This is a genomic window from Streptomyces sp. NPDC059002, from assembly GCF_042740435.1.
Lineage (GTDB): Bacteria > Actinomycetota > Actinomycetes > Streptomycetales > Streptomycetaceae > Streptomyces.
Genome location: NZ_JBHYJI010000103.1, coordinates 1 through 16,148 on the forward strand (window position 1 = coordinate 1; position 16,148 = coordinate 16,148).

General features: G+C 65.2%; 12 protein-coding genes. 3 read left to right on the plus strand and 9 right to left on the minus strand.

The features are described from left to right. Positions 1-81 precede the first annotated feature (81 nt). Entirely contained in the window at positions 82-453 is a 372-nt protein-coding gene (locus tag ACFWZ2_RS42220) for a hypothetical protein (RefSeq protein ID WP_384555116.1), read from the plus strand. Positions 454-464: 11 nt separating this feature from the next. Further along, a complete protein-coding gene (locus tag ACFWZ2_RS42225) occupies positions 465-944 on the plus strand; it encodes a hypothetical protein (RefSeq protein WP_384555117.1) in 480 nt (159 codons plus the stop codon). Between the two features lie 958 nt (positions 945-1,902). Here the strand turns inward: ACFWZ2_RS42225 and ACFWZ2_RS42230 are convergent. The 9 genes from ACFWZ2_RS42230 to ACFWZ2_RS42270 all read right to left on the minus strand — a co-directional run bounded on the left by ACFWZ2_RS42230 (position 1,903) and on the right by ACFWZ2_RS42270 (position 15,360). Next, the gene (locus tag ACFWZ2_RS42230) at positions 1,903-2,160 is read right to left on the minus strand and encodes a hypothetical protein (protein WP_384555118.1); all 258 of its coding nucleotides are present in this window, start codon (positions 2,158-2,160) and stop codon (positions 1,903-1,905) included. A gap of 119 nt (positions 2,161-2,279) precedes the next feature. Further along, entirely contained in the window at positions 2,280-6,539 is a 4,260-nt protein-coding gene (locus ACFWZ2_RS42235; RefSeq protein ID WP_384555119.1) for a hypothetical protein, read from the minus strand. Between the two features lie 162 nt (positions 6,540-6,701). Further along, the gene (locus ACFWZ2_RS42240) at positions 6,702-7,631 is read right to left on the minus strand and encodes a hypothetical protein (protein ID WP_384555120.1); all 930 of its coding nucleotides are present in this window, start codon (positions 7,629-7,631) and stop codon (positions 6,702-6,704) included. Positions 7,632-8,675: 1,044 nt separating this feature from the next. Continuing rightward, complete coding sequence (locus tag ACFWZ2_RS42245; RefSeq protein WP_384555121.1) at positions 8,676-10,307, minus strand: M4 family metallopeptidase; 1,632 nt, start codon at positions 10,305-10,307, stop codon at positions 8,676-8,678. Between the two features lie 379 nt (positions 10,308-10,686). Beyond that, positions 10,687-11,483, minus strand: a protein-coding gene (locus ACFWZ2_RS42250; RefSeq protein ID WP_384555126.1) for an IS5 family transposase whose coding sequence is annotated in 2 segments (ribosomal slippage) — positions 10,687-11,148 and positions 11,151-11,483 — 795 coding nt in all. Because the reading frame shifts where the segments join, the coding sequence is not laid out codon by codon here. Between the two features lie 116 nt (positions 11,484-11,599). Beyond that, positions 11,600-12,154: a hypothetical protein gene (locus ACFWZ2_RS42255; protein ID WP_384555122.1), complete on the minus strand. Its 555-nt coding sequence runs from the start codon at positions 12,152-12,154 to the stop codon at positions 11,600-11,602. Positions 12,155-12,159: 5 nt separating this feature from the next. Beyond that, on the minus strand, positions 12,160-12,660 hold the full coding sequence (locus tag ACFWZ2_RS42260; RefSeq protein ID WP_384555127.1) for a restriction endonuclease: 501 nt from the start codon (positions 12,658-12,660) through the stop codon (positions 12,160-12,162). 631 nt (positions 12,661-13,291) lie between these two features. Beyond that, the gene (locus ACFWZ2_RS42265; RefSeq protein ID WP_384555123.1) at positions 13,292-14,074 is read right to left on the minus strand and encodes a N,N-dimethylformamidase beta subunit family domain-containing protein; all 783 of its coding nucleotides are present in this window, start codon (positions 14,072-14,074) and stop codon (positions 13,292-13,294) included. Beyond that, on the minus strand, positions 14,071-15,360 hold the full coding sequence (locus tag ACFWZ2_RS42270; protein WP_384555124.1) for a methyltransferase domain-containing protein: 1,290 nt from the start codon (positions 15,358-15,360) through the stop codon (positions 14,071-14,073). The genes ACFWZ2_RS42265 and ACFWZ2_RS42270 overlap by 4 nt, the downstream gene beginning before the upstream one ends. 211 nt (positions 15,361-15,571) lie before the next feature. Between ACFWZ2_RS42270 and ACFWZ2_RS42275 the strand changes: the two genes are divergently transcribed. Beyond that, the coding region (locus ACFWZ2_RS42275) for a helix-turn-helix domain-containing protein (RefSeq protein ID WP_384555125.1) at positions 15,572-16,148 on the plus strand (577 nt) is incomplete at its 3' end.

A 16,148-nucleotide genomic window follows, 5' to 3' on the forward strand; every position in this document is an offset into this window, starting at 1 on the left:
ACACACTGATCAGGACGACTTCAGACCAACTGTCCCTCGAAAGGAACCGCACCCAACGGAAATCGCCTGTCCAGCATCGACATGGAGATCAACCACATCCCCGCCAAGGCGTCCTACTCCCATCTGGGAGAACCCGGATTCAAGACGAACAAGCGCGGCGGCGGGGCCGGCATGGGGCCGTCGATCAGGATGGACGCCGCCGACCACCGCACTCTCATGAGTACCGGGTCAAGCAGCACCTCAGACGCATGGCGGAACACACAGAGGCAGCTCATCGACTCCGGCAAGTGGGATCAAGCCATGAAGATGGACATCGATGACATCCGCGCCCAATACGGCAGCAAGTATGACAGTCACATCACGGATATGGTGGACAGCCTCAAGAACAACGGGAAGTTCCAAGCCATGCTGACGAAGCGCGGCTGGACCATCAACTACGACCTGCTGAAATAGGGTGATCACGGATGGCTATCGACCTTGTGCTGGATCCGCCTCGCGGCGTCGCACCGGTGCGATTTGGCATGACGCTGGACGAGGCTGTAGCAGCGGTGTCCGGGTGGGGTCAGCCAAGGGTCATCGGCCCCTACTCCCATATGCCGTCGATCACTGTCAGCATCGATCTGGACAGGGTGGGATTCCAGGCTCTGCTGGAGAGGGACGAGCGCGTCACAGCGGTCGAGCTGTGGTGGCCTGGAGAAGGCCGAGTATCCACGACGCGCGTTCTCCTGGAGGGCGACGACGTATTCACCACGCCCGCTGACGAGATCCTGGAACGAGCCGCTGTGCGCGGCTGGACCGTGGACGCGTCCAATCCCGAGCGGCCGTTCATTCCGGGTGTGACCCTGGCCTTCACTCGGGAGACGTCCCAGGAGGTGCCGCGCGACCGGCACGGCCTCCCCACGTATTTCACGTCCGTCCTCGTCGGCGACGAAAACTACAAATAGCGCCTGCCGTAAACGACCGCCTCATATAACCCGCCACCGAGCGCCGTCCCACGGCAATTCCTGTCCGCGCGGGTCCGGCGCGAAGCCGGGCCGTAGTCGCACGAGGCCGAGGTGCCGCCGCCATGTTCGGGCACCTTGGACGTCAATCAACGGGGTCTTCAGTCCGGACGAGCCTCCCGGGAGAATCCGGGTCCCTGTCGGTTACCTCCCACTCCTCATCGCCCGGCAACGTCGCGATCCAGGGAGGAGGCGAGGAAGGAAAAACCCAGAAAGGTCCAACTCTGCTCGCCGTAGCATCACCGCATGCCGACTGAACAGCACCGGCCGGAAGGCTCGTGCCGGACTCCGCCACACCGCATCCTCGTGCTCGGCGGCATCGGATCCGGAAAAGGCACGCTCGCCCAGCGACTGGCACACACCACCGGCCTTCCGCTTCACCCCCTCGACGGCCACCGCTACCGCCCCGACGGGCAGCGTCGGGACAGACAAGGCCTTGAACGGATCGCCGCAGACTGCGCCGCCAGCAACGCGTGGAAACTTCACCATGAGTCAGACCCCAGACCCGGGACAGCACCTGCCCATCCTCCAGCACAGCTGCTGCGGTAAGGGAGCATTCCCGAGACTCGTGCTTCGCATGGAAGCCACAGTTCAGGCAGATCCGTGACCAGCGGAATCCGGTCCGGGATCAGACTCCTCGTCCACCCGTGACCGGCGTCAACGGGCAGCCGAGCGGGGAACGATCAAAATTCCCGGGGTGGCCACGAGCCGACGGGCGAGGTCGGTCGCGCCCGGGGTCGCGTAAGGCAGAGTGGGGCGGTGGGGCTGACGACGAACCGTCCGGCGATCTGACGGCCGCGGGTGCCGGCGAACAGGCCCTGGGTCTCGATGTCGATGCCCGCGTAGGCGAACGTGGCGGCGGGCGGTCGGCGAAGTACTTCCGTGACAGCCGCCCCAGGAATCAGGATCCCGGGCGCTTCTTGGGCAGGGCCCGTACTCCTTGCCGCAGCCGTATCGCAGCCAAGATCACTCCCGGCCCCACGAGTAGAGCCGCGGTCTTTCCTGCGCCCGAGACAGCTCCGAGGATCACTGTGACGATGCTGACGAGCAGGACAGCGCCGGACAGCACGACGGCAGCGTGTGGATTGCGGAGCTTCAGGTAGGCCAGAACGGTCCAGCCGATCCAGAGGAGAAAGGCGACTAGAGGGATCAGGAACATGGAGTGCCTTCATATAGTGAGGGCGGCTTGGGCGCCGGGCGGACCTATTCTCCGGTCCGCCCGGCCCCCGCGATGTCAGCTGGTGCTCTTCAGAATCAGGAACTGGCCGCCGGAAGGGCTCAGGGACTGCTGTAGTCCGGATCGCCCTTCTCCAGCTTGAAGCATGTGTGCCCTTCGGGATCTGCGCCGGCGCCGTCCAGGATGTCGATGCCCCATGGGTTTCCGCCGTGCCCGCTGGTCTGAGCACAGTGGGCGTAGGGCATGTCGGACCCGTCCGACGTCGCGACCCGGCTGAACGCCTTGAAGTCGCCCTTGTGGATTGGGCCGGTCAGGAAGGAGGGACTGCCATCCTGTGCCATGGCCGAGCCGTTCCTGTACAGGTACTGGCTGGGCATGAAGCTGGAGCGGAGGATGGTGCTCCCTGGGTCCTCGCTGTTCCGCTTGCGGATCTTGCCGTCGGAGCAGGACTGGAAGCTCAACTCGTGCCAGATGGGCGGGGCCGTATTGAAGAGTGATCCCGTCTTTCCGGCCTTGAAGAAGCTGTTGTAGATCTCGCCCATGAGGTCGCGCACGGCCGGGGGCACCGCCGTGTGCTCCGCGTCGGCTTCCCCGCGCCAGCGGCCCATCTCCTTCTGGATGCCGTCGTCGGCGAGCATGGGCCGGTAGCCGATGGACCCGCCCGCGCTGTAGGTGGCGGCGACGCACTTGCCGTCGGTGCCGGAGGCCGGATAGCCGTTGGTGTTGGTGATCTCTGGTCTCTTGCCCACGGCGGCGTAGGCGCGGCCTGGGAGGATCCCGGTGGTGTTCGTGTCGGTGGTCGTGGAGCGACCGTCGTGCTCGTGGAGGTTCTTCGCCGTGTAGTTCAGGTCCGGGGGCTTGATCCCGTAGTCTTTCTCGATCGACTTGAACGTATTCATGACGAAGTCGGGTATGTGGGTGTCGGCGGTGCGGTGGTCGTACTCAGCGAACTCGCTGCCCTCCACCACGGTCCCGTCCTCCAGGGCCACGAAGCTGACCGTCGCCTTTACTTTGATCTTGTACGCGCTGTCGTTGCTGTTGAACCAGTCCGGTTTGGTATAGCCGGTTGGCCGGTATTTGACGTCATTGGGGTAGCTGAGCCAGCCCGGCAGGCTCCTGCCGTCCGCATGCTCCTCCGGGTCGGTACCGGCCTCTTTGATCTGGGTGTTCCACTTGCCCATGGCCGCCTTGGTCTCCGGCATCGCACAGCCCGGTGCCGGGCGGTCGACGCAGGTGGGCAGGTCGAGCACGGCCTTCGACGTCTTGGTGCCCCAGTCATAGATGTGCTGACGACTTTTGAACGGAGTGTTGAGGAACACCGTGCTGTTGGGGTCCGCATCGATGTTCTGGTCTTCGTCGAAGAACCCGAACGCCTCGACGGTGTCCTCGACGTACTTGCCCTTCACCGGTGCGATGGCGATGGCGTCGTAGGCGATGTCGTCGTCGCCGGTGCCATCCCGAGCGGTGGTGGACAGCGATACCTTCGGCGCGTCGTCGAACAGGAACGCGCCGAGGGTGACCCAGCGGTTGCTGTCGCCCTTCTGGTTGATGGTGCGGTAGCGCGTGCCCTTGGCGGTTTCGATCTTGTACCTGGCGTACTTGGTGTGCGCGCCGTGGTCCGGAAGGTGCACCAGGACCTTCGCAGGCCCGGTGACCTTCTTGTTCAGCTTCCAGGCGCCGGTGAACTCCAGGCGGTTGCCCTTCAAGTCGTTCTTGCGCGTGTGGCCGAAGTAGAAGTGTCCGCCGAAACCCGCGCCGAGCTGGTGCAGGTCCACCTTTGACGGCCACACTGCCGTGCTGACTCCGTCATGGCCGAGGCCGGATTCTCCGATGCCGAAGTCGAGGGAGAAGGTGCCCTCGTTGTGCCATCCTCCGTTCCCGCAGCCCGGCCGTACGGACGGCGTGCCTTCGGGGACATCGTCGATGATCATCGCGTTGGAAGGGAGTCCTGCGGTGGTGCAGTTCGGCGCGTAGGCCGTCCCGTCAGCTTCCTCGGGGTAGGTGTCGTCGAACCGCATGAACTCGTTGCCGCAGTAGGTCTTGCAGTTGTCCTTCCATTGGACCGACTGGTGCCACCAGCACTTGAACTTGTCGTCACCCGTGGTGAGTTGGCAGGGGCCGGCTCCTGTTTCGTTCTCGGCACCATCACCGATCTTCGAGGGGTCGCAGCTGTTGTACGGGCCGCAGAACAGGTCCTCCGGCGGCTTCACCTTGGCCCGGTGGTACATGGCGCTGCCTGGCACGGTCGCATTGCCTCCCGTACCGTTCCACCACGCGGGTCGGAACGCGGGAACCAGTTTGCCGGGCGCCTCCAGAAACGACGGGGGGTGGGCAGCGAAGCCGAGGACCTTCTCCGGGTACGGCCAGTGCTGCGGATGCGCCGCATCGGAAGCGTTCTCGTTTCCGAGACTGTCTTCCAAGAAGGGCGTACGCCCGGCGTCCCATTCGGGGTTGGCGGGGTTGTTCGCCCACCCAAGCCCCCAAGGGGCGTTGCCGTTGGTGTTCTCGTGGAATCCCGAGTTGTAGGCCCATAGGGCGAAGAACCAGTTCTCGAGACGCTTGGGGTCGCCGTCGTGGACGACGACTTGCGCCTTCTTCGTCTGGTTCCACTTCGACACCAGGATCTGAAGGCCGGCAGCGATGTTGGTGGCGTAGTCCAGTGCCACGGCACGCTGTTTCTGGTAGTCCCAGGCCGCGCCGCCGTGCCCGTGCTCACGGCCTGCCAGGCGCATGTGGTCAGTCACCTGTGTGATGCCGTAACCACAGTCGGGCTTGGTCCAGTTGATGTCCCAGTCGTTGTCGCTGTTCCCGTCGTAGTAGTCGATGCCGTAGTAGTTCCCGATCAGTGGGTTGCCGGTGACACCGGGGACTGCTGACCGTGCCGCCTGCCACATGTTTGATTCCTGCGTGGTGACGCCCAGCATCACCTGCGCAGGAACCCGGCCACCGCCCTCCAGGCTCGGATTGGGAAAGAGGGTCTGCGGCTGGTATGCGGGCATGCCCAGGTTCTTCCAGTTCGCGGGCCTGGCAATGTGCTTGTTCAGATTCCCGGTGACCGCCTGGTCGACCGCCCACTCCACCTGCCGCGGCTTGGGCTGCATCGCTTGATTGCGTGGATCGTTACGCGGAACCGAGCACACCCGCTCCGACTCCACGATCTCCGTCCGGCCCCCTGCCCGCACCGACGCGGCAGCACGACGCTTCTTCGGCGTACCGAGCTGCGGCGAGGGCTCGCGGCCTTCGGGCCAGCGCGATGACTTCGTCTCCAAGGGCCGAACGGTGAAGGATGTCTTGTTCCCCGTGGCCCGGAGCTTGACGGTGGTGGTGACTGCCCGCGCCTCGGTTGCGTCCTTCGGGCGCAGGTACGCGGGCGAGCTCTTGCCGTCCGCCCACGCGGTCTCCTCCACCACAGCCTTGCCCTGAGTGGATACGCTTGCGTGCTTGCCGGCCCCAGGCAGCCGCTGTACGCCCGGCGGCATGGGGCTGTTGGCCTTCACGTCGCCGGTCAGATAGACACTGCCGCCGGAGCGTGCCAGGCCGGTGTCGGTCTGCGGGCCCTTGCCGAGCAACTGCGACGTGGCGCCGGAGACGTACCTCATGACGTGAGTGGTGGCCTCGGCGTTCCTGGCCCTGCGGGGCTGCCGGTCGAGGAACACGATTCCGCTGTGCGAGTCGGCAGTCAACCGGTACGGAACACGGCTGGTCTTCGTCAGCGTCTTCTTCCGCCCCTTGCCGTCGATGCTCACGACGCGGGCGCCGCTGGCGGCCACGATCCCGTTCCTCGCGGGGATCGCCGACGTGACCTGTCCTCTGGTCACCACGGCCGGGCCGAGCTTGCCGGTCGCGGCGTCTACGGTCACCAGCCGGGTTTCCGCCCTGTCCTCGCCCGGAGACTGGGTCAGGACCGCGGTCTCTCCAGTGCCGCAGCCGGGGTTGTAGTAGGAGAGGGAGGCGGTCAGGCTGAGCTTGGTGACATCTCCCGTTGCGAGGTTCACCACCGCCGTGAACCCGCCCCGTGCCATCAACTCCGGTTTGTTGGTGAAGGCGCGCGGCGCGTACACCACGACTGCGCGCTTCCCTGACGCGGTGACGCACGCGGCGCCGATCCATGCGTCGGCGTCAAAGCCTGGCTCGGCCAACGACGCGGTGGTCTTCCACGCGTACCCGGTCTTTTCTCTTGCGGTCAGGATGTGGAAGCCCTTGGCGTCCGAAGCGGTCGTCCACGCCATGTCGCCGGATGTACGCCAGCCTTTACCGAGTAACCGGTCGCGGTCCTGCGTGTGGATGGCGGAGCGTGGTGTGTCGTCGGTGCCCGATGCCGAGGCCGGTTTCGGCGAGTCCGCGTCCGCGGCGGCGGGCACGGTCTGCAGGAGCCCGGTCAGGACTGCGGCGGCAGCGAGGCCAGCCGCGCCTGCCCGGGCAGGTCTAAGTGGTGACAACGTTCAACACTCCAATTTTGGAGGACAGTTGAAACCGCCGCAGCCGAATGGGGCTGCGGCGGTGATACAACGAGGCGTCGCTGGTCAGCTGTGGCTGAGTATGTCGGCGGCAGCCTTGGCCATCTTCTGGTTCTTGGCCTGCTCGGCTTCCAGCGCGGGCTTGTTCTCCTCGATCTGCGTCTTCTGGTAGGCGACTTCGGCCGTGTACCAGGTGCTCACCAGGCCGGACTGCTTTTTGCAGTCCACGTCTGCCACCGCGGTCTCCACTTCGGCAGGAGCGGCCTTGGCGGTACGGCCCGTAGGGGCGAACTCCGCGTTTGCCTCCCCAGGTTCCGTGACCGTGTGTCCCTGGTTCTTCATGCACAAGGCCCACGCCTTGATGACCTTGACGACGTTGGGGTCTTGGCGGGTGGCCTCGTAGCTCTCATCACCGAGTTCGGCAGCGAGGTCGGTCTCGTGAAGAATGCCGACCTTTTGGTTCGCTTCCGGGATGCAGACGTCATTGAACGTCTGGTCCCACTCGGCGCTCCGGCTGTCCTCCTCCGCCTCATCCACGGGTGGTTCACCTTGGTCTCCCGGGATGCCGTAGCCGATCGTCCGGGCATCCTCGGGATCGGTGATGCCGTACCGGCGCTCCATGTTCACGTCGTTGTAGCTCGGAGGCGGATACAGCCCCGACGGACTCGGTGTGAACGTGAAACCGTGCCGCTTCATGCAGTCGGCCTTGACGCGGTCCTTGGCATTCTCGATATCGGTTTCATCTGGGTAGCCGAGCATGTACGGCTCCAGGGGGAGCTGCATACCTTTCGCCAGACCTCTGGCGACCCCGGCCTTGGGCCATGTCGACCGCATCTTCGCGTCTGGCAGTTGCTTGCCCGCCACGGCCCGTGCTGCCCCGGGCTCCGGCTTCTCGTGCTCCTCGGGTGAGGAGCCGCAGCCGGTGGCGACGAGGAGAAGCGTGCCGCACGCGGCGGCGACGGTACTGCGGGACAACGCACGGCTTATGGTCATCATCAAGACGTCCTCTTATGAGAAGAGTTCTTGTTCTTCAGAGTGTTCTTGCTGAGGTTCCGTGCGATCCCATCTGCCTTGGGATAAGTCTTGCGGCTTCCGCTGTAGCCGGAGCCCGAGTACACCGAGTATCTGGCTCTCGGGTCCTGGTTCCACGCTGAAGCCGCATTGTCGACGACTTTCTGCCCCCCACCCGCCCCGCTGCATGGGTGTCTCATACCGCCGTAGGCGTCAGAGGGGAAGGACCCGAACACGTAACGGACAACTTGGGCGCCCCCGTTGGGCGCGTACCCCCAGTGGTCCCAGATCGACTTGTTCGTCGCGAAGCAGTCACTCTTGGACTGCTGCGTGACCTCACTGCGCGAGCTGTAGTGGATCCGGAAGCAGTAACGGTTCCCCCGCGAACTGCAGGCGTCGTCCTCATACGACGTTCCGGCGGAAGCCGGTGGAGCCAGCGGGATGAGCACAGTTGCAGCAGCGGCTGCTGCAACTGCGAAGGTACGTGCCGAACGCATGGATGTCCCCCCCTGCCAACCCACCGCACGGCAGATTGGTCTGGACCGATACTGATGGCGGCCACCATAGATCCGCAGTGAGCAGCGGCCGCAAGAGCCACTTGGACATGACGCGCGTCATGTCCAAAATTCGGCCGCCCTCCCAATCCGGCAATTCCCCTGGTCTGCCCTCTAGTCGCAGGGAAGGAAGAGGGCATTCCACGCCTATGGGAATGGCGCATTCCGCCCCCAGCATTGTGCTTGCCAATCATTCGCTATGAACCGGAACAAAACGGTCCTGCCCGCCGAGTGGGCAGGCGATGCCGAACGCCGGACCAAAACCCACGTCCCCGGTTCGGTGGGGGGCCGTCGGAAAAGGGTCCGCATCAGCGGACACCTCGCCGGCGGCCTACCCTGCGATTGACAGGGCCGAGTTGAGGCTGGTGGCGGTGGCATTCGAGGGCACGGGAAAGCAGGCGGGGGTACTGATGTGGTGAACGCGTAAGGGGCGGCGTCCGTTTCGGACGCCGCCCCTTACGTCACTGACCGGGGGCTACTTGACGTTGACGCCGGTCCAGGCAGCGGCCACGCGCTTGTACTCGGTGGAATTCGCGCCGTACAGGTCCTTCGCGGCGCTGAGCGTGCCCTTACGGGCCGCCTTGTAGTCGGTGGTCGACGTGAAGTACGTCGTCAGGGCCTTGAACCAGATCTTCTCGGCCTTGCCGCGTCCGATGCCAAGGACCTTGGAACCGTCGGCGGTCGGCGAGTTGTACTGGACGCCATTGATCCGCTTCTTGCCGCTGCCCTCGGACAGCAGGTAGAAGAAGTGGTTGGCGATGCCCGAGGAGTAGTGGACGTCGACGTTGCCCGCATTGGCGTTCCACTTGTCCAGGGACTGGCCGTCCTTGGAGGGCTTGTCCATGTAACGCAGCGGGGAGCCATCGCCGTTGATGTCGATCTCTTCGCCGATGAGGTAGTCCCCGATGTCCTCGGGGTTGTTGGCGTTGAACTCGACGGAGGAGCCGAAGATGTCCGAGGTGGCCTCGTTCAGGCCGCCGGACTCGCCGGAGTACTCCATGTTGCCGGTGGCCGAGGTGACGCCGTGCGACATCTCGTGGGCCGCGACGTCGATCGAGGTGAGGGGCTTCTTGTTGCCCTCGCCGTCGCCGTACGTCATGCAGAAGCAGCTGTCGTCCCAGAACGCGTTCACGTAGCCGTTGCCGAAGTGGACCCGCGAGGTCGCGCCCTTGCCGTCGCCGTTGATGCCCTTACGGCCGTGCACGGACTTGTAGTAGTCCCAGGTGAGCTGGGCGCCGTAGGCGGCGTCGACGGCGGCGGTCTGCGCGTTCGAAGGCTTGCCGTTGCCCCAGACGTCGTTGGCGTCCTTGAAGAGCTTGCCAGCGCCGCTCTCCGCGTGCTTCAGGTCATAGGTGCGGTGGCCGCCGCGGGCCTTGTCAGTCAGCTCGTAGCCGCTCGCCACCTTCTTGGAGCCGACCGTGACCTTGCCACTGTACTGGCTGTTGCCGGTGCCGTTCTCGATGGCCTGGTACTCATACAGCTTCTTCCCGTTCGCAGCGTCCGTGATGACATGGAGCCTGCTGGGCGTACCGTCCTTCTGCACACCGGTGACAACCGTCTCGTACGCGAGGACGGGCTTGCCGGAGGCGGCCCAGATCACCTTGCGCGGAGCCTGCGCGTCGGCCTTGGCGGTCTTCGCCTTCGCGGCGGTCGACTCGGCGGACTTGGCGGCGGAGGACTTGGCGAGCTTGGCGTCGGTGGAGGCGACCTGCACGGTGGCCTCGGTGGCCCTGGTGACGCTCTTCACCTTGCCGCTCTTGGCGGTGTGCACGACGAGGTCGCCACCGAGGACGGGCAGGCCGTCGTAGGTGCGCTCGTAACGGGTGTGGACGGTGCCGTCACGGTCCTTGACGACGTCGCGGACGACCAGCTTCTCCTTGGCGCCGAGGCCGATCTTCTCAGCGGTCGCCGATCTGTCGGCGCTCGCGTCCTGGAGAAGGTCCGCGCGGGCCGACGCCGAGAGGGCGACGGGCGAGCCGGACGGCTCGGTGTCATTGTCCGGCTGGGCGGAGGCGCCGGTAGTCAGTCCGGCGGTGAGCAGCGCTCCGGCCGCGACGGCGGTGGCGATCGCGAGCGTCGAACGCTTACGGGATATATCAGAGATCACGCGGGCTCCATCTGTGGGGGCCCGGGAGGCATGGAGGGCCGCCCGGAGCAGAAAAAGACGCGATGCGGGCGTGCAGCGTGTTGCTGTACGTGCAGCGTGTTGCGGAGGAGCGTGTCATTTCAACCAGGTACATGCCAGCATTTTGGCTGGATGTTGGCTAGAAATAGTCCGTTGAACGATGGTCGACATGCGCAATGCGAACAGATCGTGAACGCGGTCGGCATCGGCAACGCGCTGGCCATGCCGAAGAGTTGATTACCCGCAGCGGCGATGCGCCTCGGTGAGGCGGAGCCTCTTGGCAGCTCGGACCAGGCGTTGACCGTGCAGGTCCCCACGTTGCCCGCGGGGTCCGAACTACTGGGCCGCTTAAGAAGTCATCTCATTTGGTGAGTCTGCGGTAGCAGATGAGGGTGCAGGCGATGCTGGTGAAGGCGAGGGAGTGGTCGGCCTTGCGTTCGTAGCGGCGGTGGAGTCGGCGGCATCCGGCGAGCCAGGACATGCTGCGTTCGATGGTCCACCGGTGGCGTCCGAGTCGTTGGGAGGTCTCGATGCCCTTGCGGGCGATGCGCGGGATGATGTTCCTGCTGCGGAGCCAGCGGCGCAGAGGCCGGTTGTCGTATGCCTTGTCGGCGTGGAGTTTGGCCGGGCGTCGGCGGCGGGGGCCGCGGCGGGATCTGATCGGCGGGATGCCGCGCACGAGGGGTTCGAGTGCCTGGCTGTCGTGGAGGTTGGCTCCGGAGATGCCGATGGACAGGGGCAGCCCGGTCCGCTCCGTGATCAAGTGGATCTTCGACCCGCACTTGCCCCGATCCACAGGATTCGGGCCGGTCAAATCCCCTTTTTCATGGCCCGCATGTTCACCGAGTCGATGGCGCACCGCGACCAGTCCAACTCGCCGCGGGCGCCAAGCTCGTCGAGAACCAGGCGGTGCAGCTTGGCCCACACCCGGGCCTTCGTCCACTCCGCGAAGCGCCGGTGGGCCGTCGCGCCCGACGGCCCGAACGAGGCCGCCGGAAGCTGCTGCCACGTACAGCCCGACGTGGCCACGAACACGATCGCGGCCAGCACTTCACGGTCACCGTGTCGGCGTCGGCCGCCACCTTGCGGTCGAGCCGGCGCCTCGGGCACCACTCGCTGGAACAGCTCCCACAACTCATCTGGCACCAGACGCTCCACGATCCCCACAACCGCAGACTACCGAACCAGCCAAATGAGATGACCTCTAAGTTGGCACCCTCCGAGCTGGCCTCGGGGGAGGCCGCCGAAGCTTTTCTACGGCCTCCCCCGGGGAATCACTCGTGCTGGATTAGGAATGCCTCATAGATATCCATGATCAAGTCCGAGGGATCTTCGCCTCGATCCTTCATGTCCAGCATCTCGCCAAGGTCGGCTTTAGTGATGAAGAGGATCACCTTTTTGTCATCACTGAAGATCGAGTTTCGGCGAATATGCGCCGACTTGCTCGGCTCAACATTCGTGCAAAGTAAGGCAAGCCGACCCCAGGCCCGGCGCAAATAATTGGCAGTCTGATCGACTTCTTCCCGCCCGATTCCTGTCTTGTCGTAGTTCTTGAACTCCACTGCGATCATCCGCGCCTCAAGGTCCTGTCGGAAGATGCCCCAGTTGCTCGACGGGTCGAGGTGTCGGTTAGGGAAGACGGCGTCCCGGCGTTCCACATTGGAGTAGGTGTGTGCCTGGGAGGTAGGCGGCCTGAGCGGCGGGACGAAAAGGTAGCCGAGTACGTCGAGCGCGACCTCCTCGAATCTCTTCCACCCGGATGCCCCCGCCGGGCACGAGTCAAGGTCTGCACGCAGTTGTGCAGCTGTCGGTGCGGCTTGGGTGGTCATCCCCCTCACCGGCCTCGTTCGTAGTGTGATCGCCCATACTTGCGCACCAGGTCAGGATGTTTGAGTAGGAGGTACTTGACCTGGGTACCGTCCAAGACGCGGATCTCGGGGGACTCCGGGAGTGAGGCAAGGTCCGTAAGCGCGCGCTTTGCCACTGAGGTGAGCTGACCGTTCGTCACAATCATGACGGCTCGGCCACCTCCTGCCCTGGCGACCTTCTGTGCAATTTTGTGCACGGCTGTCACCGACACACGTGAGTGTCGATACGCCTTGACCTGCACGACGTACTCGATCGGCGGCGTGTTGTCGGTTCCGGGGGTCCTCGCTACGAATTCGTATCCACGGTCTCCCGCTCTGCTGAACGCGATGACGTCGAAGCCCTCACTGCGGAGAAGATCCTCTACCAAATTCTCGAAATCCGCCGGCCGGAGGTCCAGGAGGTCAAGCGCCCTCCCTCTTTCGATTCTCCGTGTGAGTTCACCGATCGACGCCTCGCCGTGCGCCATGGTCACCCCGGCTCGCCCCCTCAGCGGTTGGGGCACTGACCCTGACCCAAGAATCACTGGGATGACATCGACACCCCGCTGATCCATGCTGCTGTCGAGACTGCGCAGTTGCTCATCATTCGGAGGCAGGTTCGGAGAGATCAGAAGGAGTAGTGAGTCAGCGCCTTTGAGGCCCAAAAGGAGCCCCGCCTGCTTACTCTCTCCTAGAGTCGTCGCTTGCCCCCCCCGCCCTACGTATTGCTCCATTCTCCGCACAGCGAAGCCGTGCCGGGCCAGACCGGAAACGATCTCCTTGGCCCAAGACCGATCGGGCGACAAGTGCCACATCAACACGGAGTGTGACCCGCTCTCGTGTGTCAAGGCGTCCTCCATTCCCGGTTCTGCCGGCGCTCACTCCCCTTTGAGTGGCGCCCCTTGGTGGGCCCTTCACTGTAGAACTCCACACGATGGCCAGAGCGATGGATCGTCATCGGACGGTCGGTAGCCGCAGCGACGTCATGCTGGTGGCGGCCGGCCGTGCTGCGGGGAAAGCCCGGCAAGACTGGCTACGGAACCGCGGACAGAGCCATTTCAGCGAGCCCCAACGCTGACCAACGGAGACGGAATCCGGGAGCCTGGAGCCGCGGCACCGTCAGTCTGAGCCGCTGCCCAAGTGCTGGCGCCGCAGGGCTATCGGGTTGTGCTCAACTACCGCAATGTCCCAGGTCGGAGTGCTCAGCTGCCTCGGATTCCTACAGGGCTCGGCTGTCCAGTACTCGTCGTGCCCCGCGGACAGCAGGAGTTGATATCCGTCGTCGAGGTGGCGGCCTTCGTGCAGATCCAGATCCAGATCCGTGCAGAAGTCCGCCTCGAAGCCGTTCTGCTCCATCCATGCGATGAAGCGCGCGTCCCAGTGGGCGAAGGTCTGCCGGGGAGAGTCGGGGTCGTACGGATCGGGCAATCCCTTGACCGGACCGCCCACGCCTCCGCCAGGTCGTCGCAGCGTGACCTGACCGGAGCTGTAGAGGCTGCCGCCACCTGCGGTGTTGTACGCCTGGTAGGTGAAGGTGGGGATCTTGTACAGGATGCCGCGGCCCGTCGGGGTCCCCGGAGTGACGACGAACAGCAGTCTGCCCTCGCGGGCGTCCAGGGCTGGCGCGCCGTCGCGAGGTTGGGCCTGGAGCACCGCCACGTACACACCAGAGGGCCAGTCCGACGGAATGGGGCAGTCGTACGCGGGCCACTTCCAATCCGCGCTGTGCTGGCCCGGCGGGGCCGCGGCGCCGCTCCAGGACGTACTGCCTGCGTGCTGGATGGATCCGCCCCAGCGGTAGAAGTCGACGTACACGTGCGGGGTCGAGGAGGCGATATGGAGTCGGATTGCTTCTCCTGCCCGGACGCTGGAGCGTGCGGGATAGCCATAGATGGCCGTCATGACGGCTCTACTCCTACGGGATGGGCGACGCCGCAGAAGTGGTACGAGTCGAGATCGCGGATCACGGACTCCCAGCCCAAGGAGTGCAGTTGACCGACCAGATCGGAGGCTTCGTAGAACACCTTGACCGCCGTGTGCTCCGTCCCGTCCGCCAGACGCCGCCGCACGGTCGGCACTCCGGGGTGGGACTGCACCCGTTCCTCGATCGCGGCTTTCGCGAGGGAGTCGTCGAGGAAGACTGCGCGGCCGCCCGGTTTCAGCGCGGAGCGCACCATGCCCCAGAACGCCGCGAAGCGCGAGGGCGGCACATGGCTGAGCCAGAAGGCGAAGAAGACCGTGTCGTACCGGTCCTCGGGCGCCCAGTCGAAGAGGTCCGCCGTGATGAAGCGCGTGTCGGCTTCCGGCACCCTGGAACGGGCGATGGCGATCATTTCCGGCGCGGCGTCCACCGCCGTGACCGTGCGCGCCCGGCTGGCGAGCTGCCGGGTCCACTGGCCCGTACCGCAGGCCAGTTCCAGCACATCGCCATGGATGGGCAGTTGGGCGATTGACCGGGAGAGTTGATGCATACGCGTGCGCTCGGCGTATGTGTCGTCGTACTCGCTCGCGCGTGCCCTGTAGTACGCGATCTGCTGTCGGGAACCATCGTCCCCGGGCTCGGGAGTCTCGGTGGTCTGTGGTCGGTGCATGCGGTTCTCCTCTGTAGGGCGGTTCAGTGATGGCGCGCTTCGTGCAGGGCGGTCTCGGCGGCTCGGATCGGCGCGCGGAGCCCGGCTCTCCCCCAGTGAGGACACGGAGGCATCACTCGACTCATCTGGCACTTCCGCCCACACGGTCTTGGCCGAGTCGCCGATGAAGGTCACTCCCCAGTCCCGGGACAGCGCCTTGACGATCCACAGTCCGCGGCCGGTCATGCCTTCCTCCGCGGGCTCACGCACACGCGGCATGTCGCCGCCGCTCCCGCCCTGGTCACTGACTTCCACTCGTCGAATGACGGCCCCCGCGCGATACAGACCCATGTGGATCGGTCCGCGCCCATGGACCAGGGCGTTACCGACGAGCTCCGCGACCACGGACACCACGTCCGAGGGCGGGACACCCCATTCCTCCAGGGCATTGCGCGCCAAACGGCGAGCCACCCCGCTGGACTTGAGCTGAGCAGGGAGCTCCCATTCGCGACCTTGGCGTTCCGCCTCTGTTCGGAGGCCGTCAGAGCCGCTGCTCTTCGCGTCGTGCGGCTCGGAGCTGACGACGGAACCTCTCACCAGGGACTCGTAGTGCTGCACCGTCGCGCTCCTCTCCGAACCGCACGGCCGCCTCCCGGGTGGCCGGCGGCCAGGTCATGCTTCGTGGGGTGCACGACAGAGTGACGATCGACTGGCGCTCGCGCACATCTCCGTGTGAATAAAGGGAGTTGCGCTGCAATATGGCGACCGCAATGCCAGCATCAACGGAGAGATCATCCCTCTCGTCAACGGAGCCGAAAGGGGCTGCGACGTGGTGAGCGAGCGCCGGTGCCGCACCTGCGAATGCCTGCTCAGCCGCTACAACACCAGCGCGGTCGACCTTTGCGGCCCCTGCGCCCGCGAGCATCCGCCCACCACAGCCGAAGCCCCTTCCGTACCGGCGCACATCTGGTCGGACGGCGAGGTTCAAGAGGCACTGAATGCCCTGGACTTCGGGCGGCTCAGTCGGCTCGTACGAAAGCGCTCCGGATTACGCCAGGACGACCTGGCCCGCATCACCGGCCTGAGCCAGGGCTACCTCTCCCAACTCGAATCCGGCACCCGGCGGCTGACACGCCTGGACAAGTCGCAAGCGTTTCTGGACGCCTTGAATGTCCCCACGGCCCTCCGCCCCATCGCCACACCAGAACCCGTCGACGGCGCACATCACTCGGCCGCAACCACGAGTCACAACGGGACCACTCCTGACCCAGCTCCCGATCTGAACGCCCTGGCCGCGGACGCCGCAGCCACCTCAGGCGCCTTCGCCGACCTGATCGCCCCCACCAACATCGATGCGAACGCCCTGGAAGAATTCAGCTTCACGCTCGCCCGGATAGCGACCGACT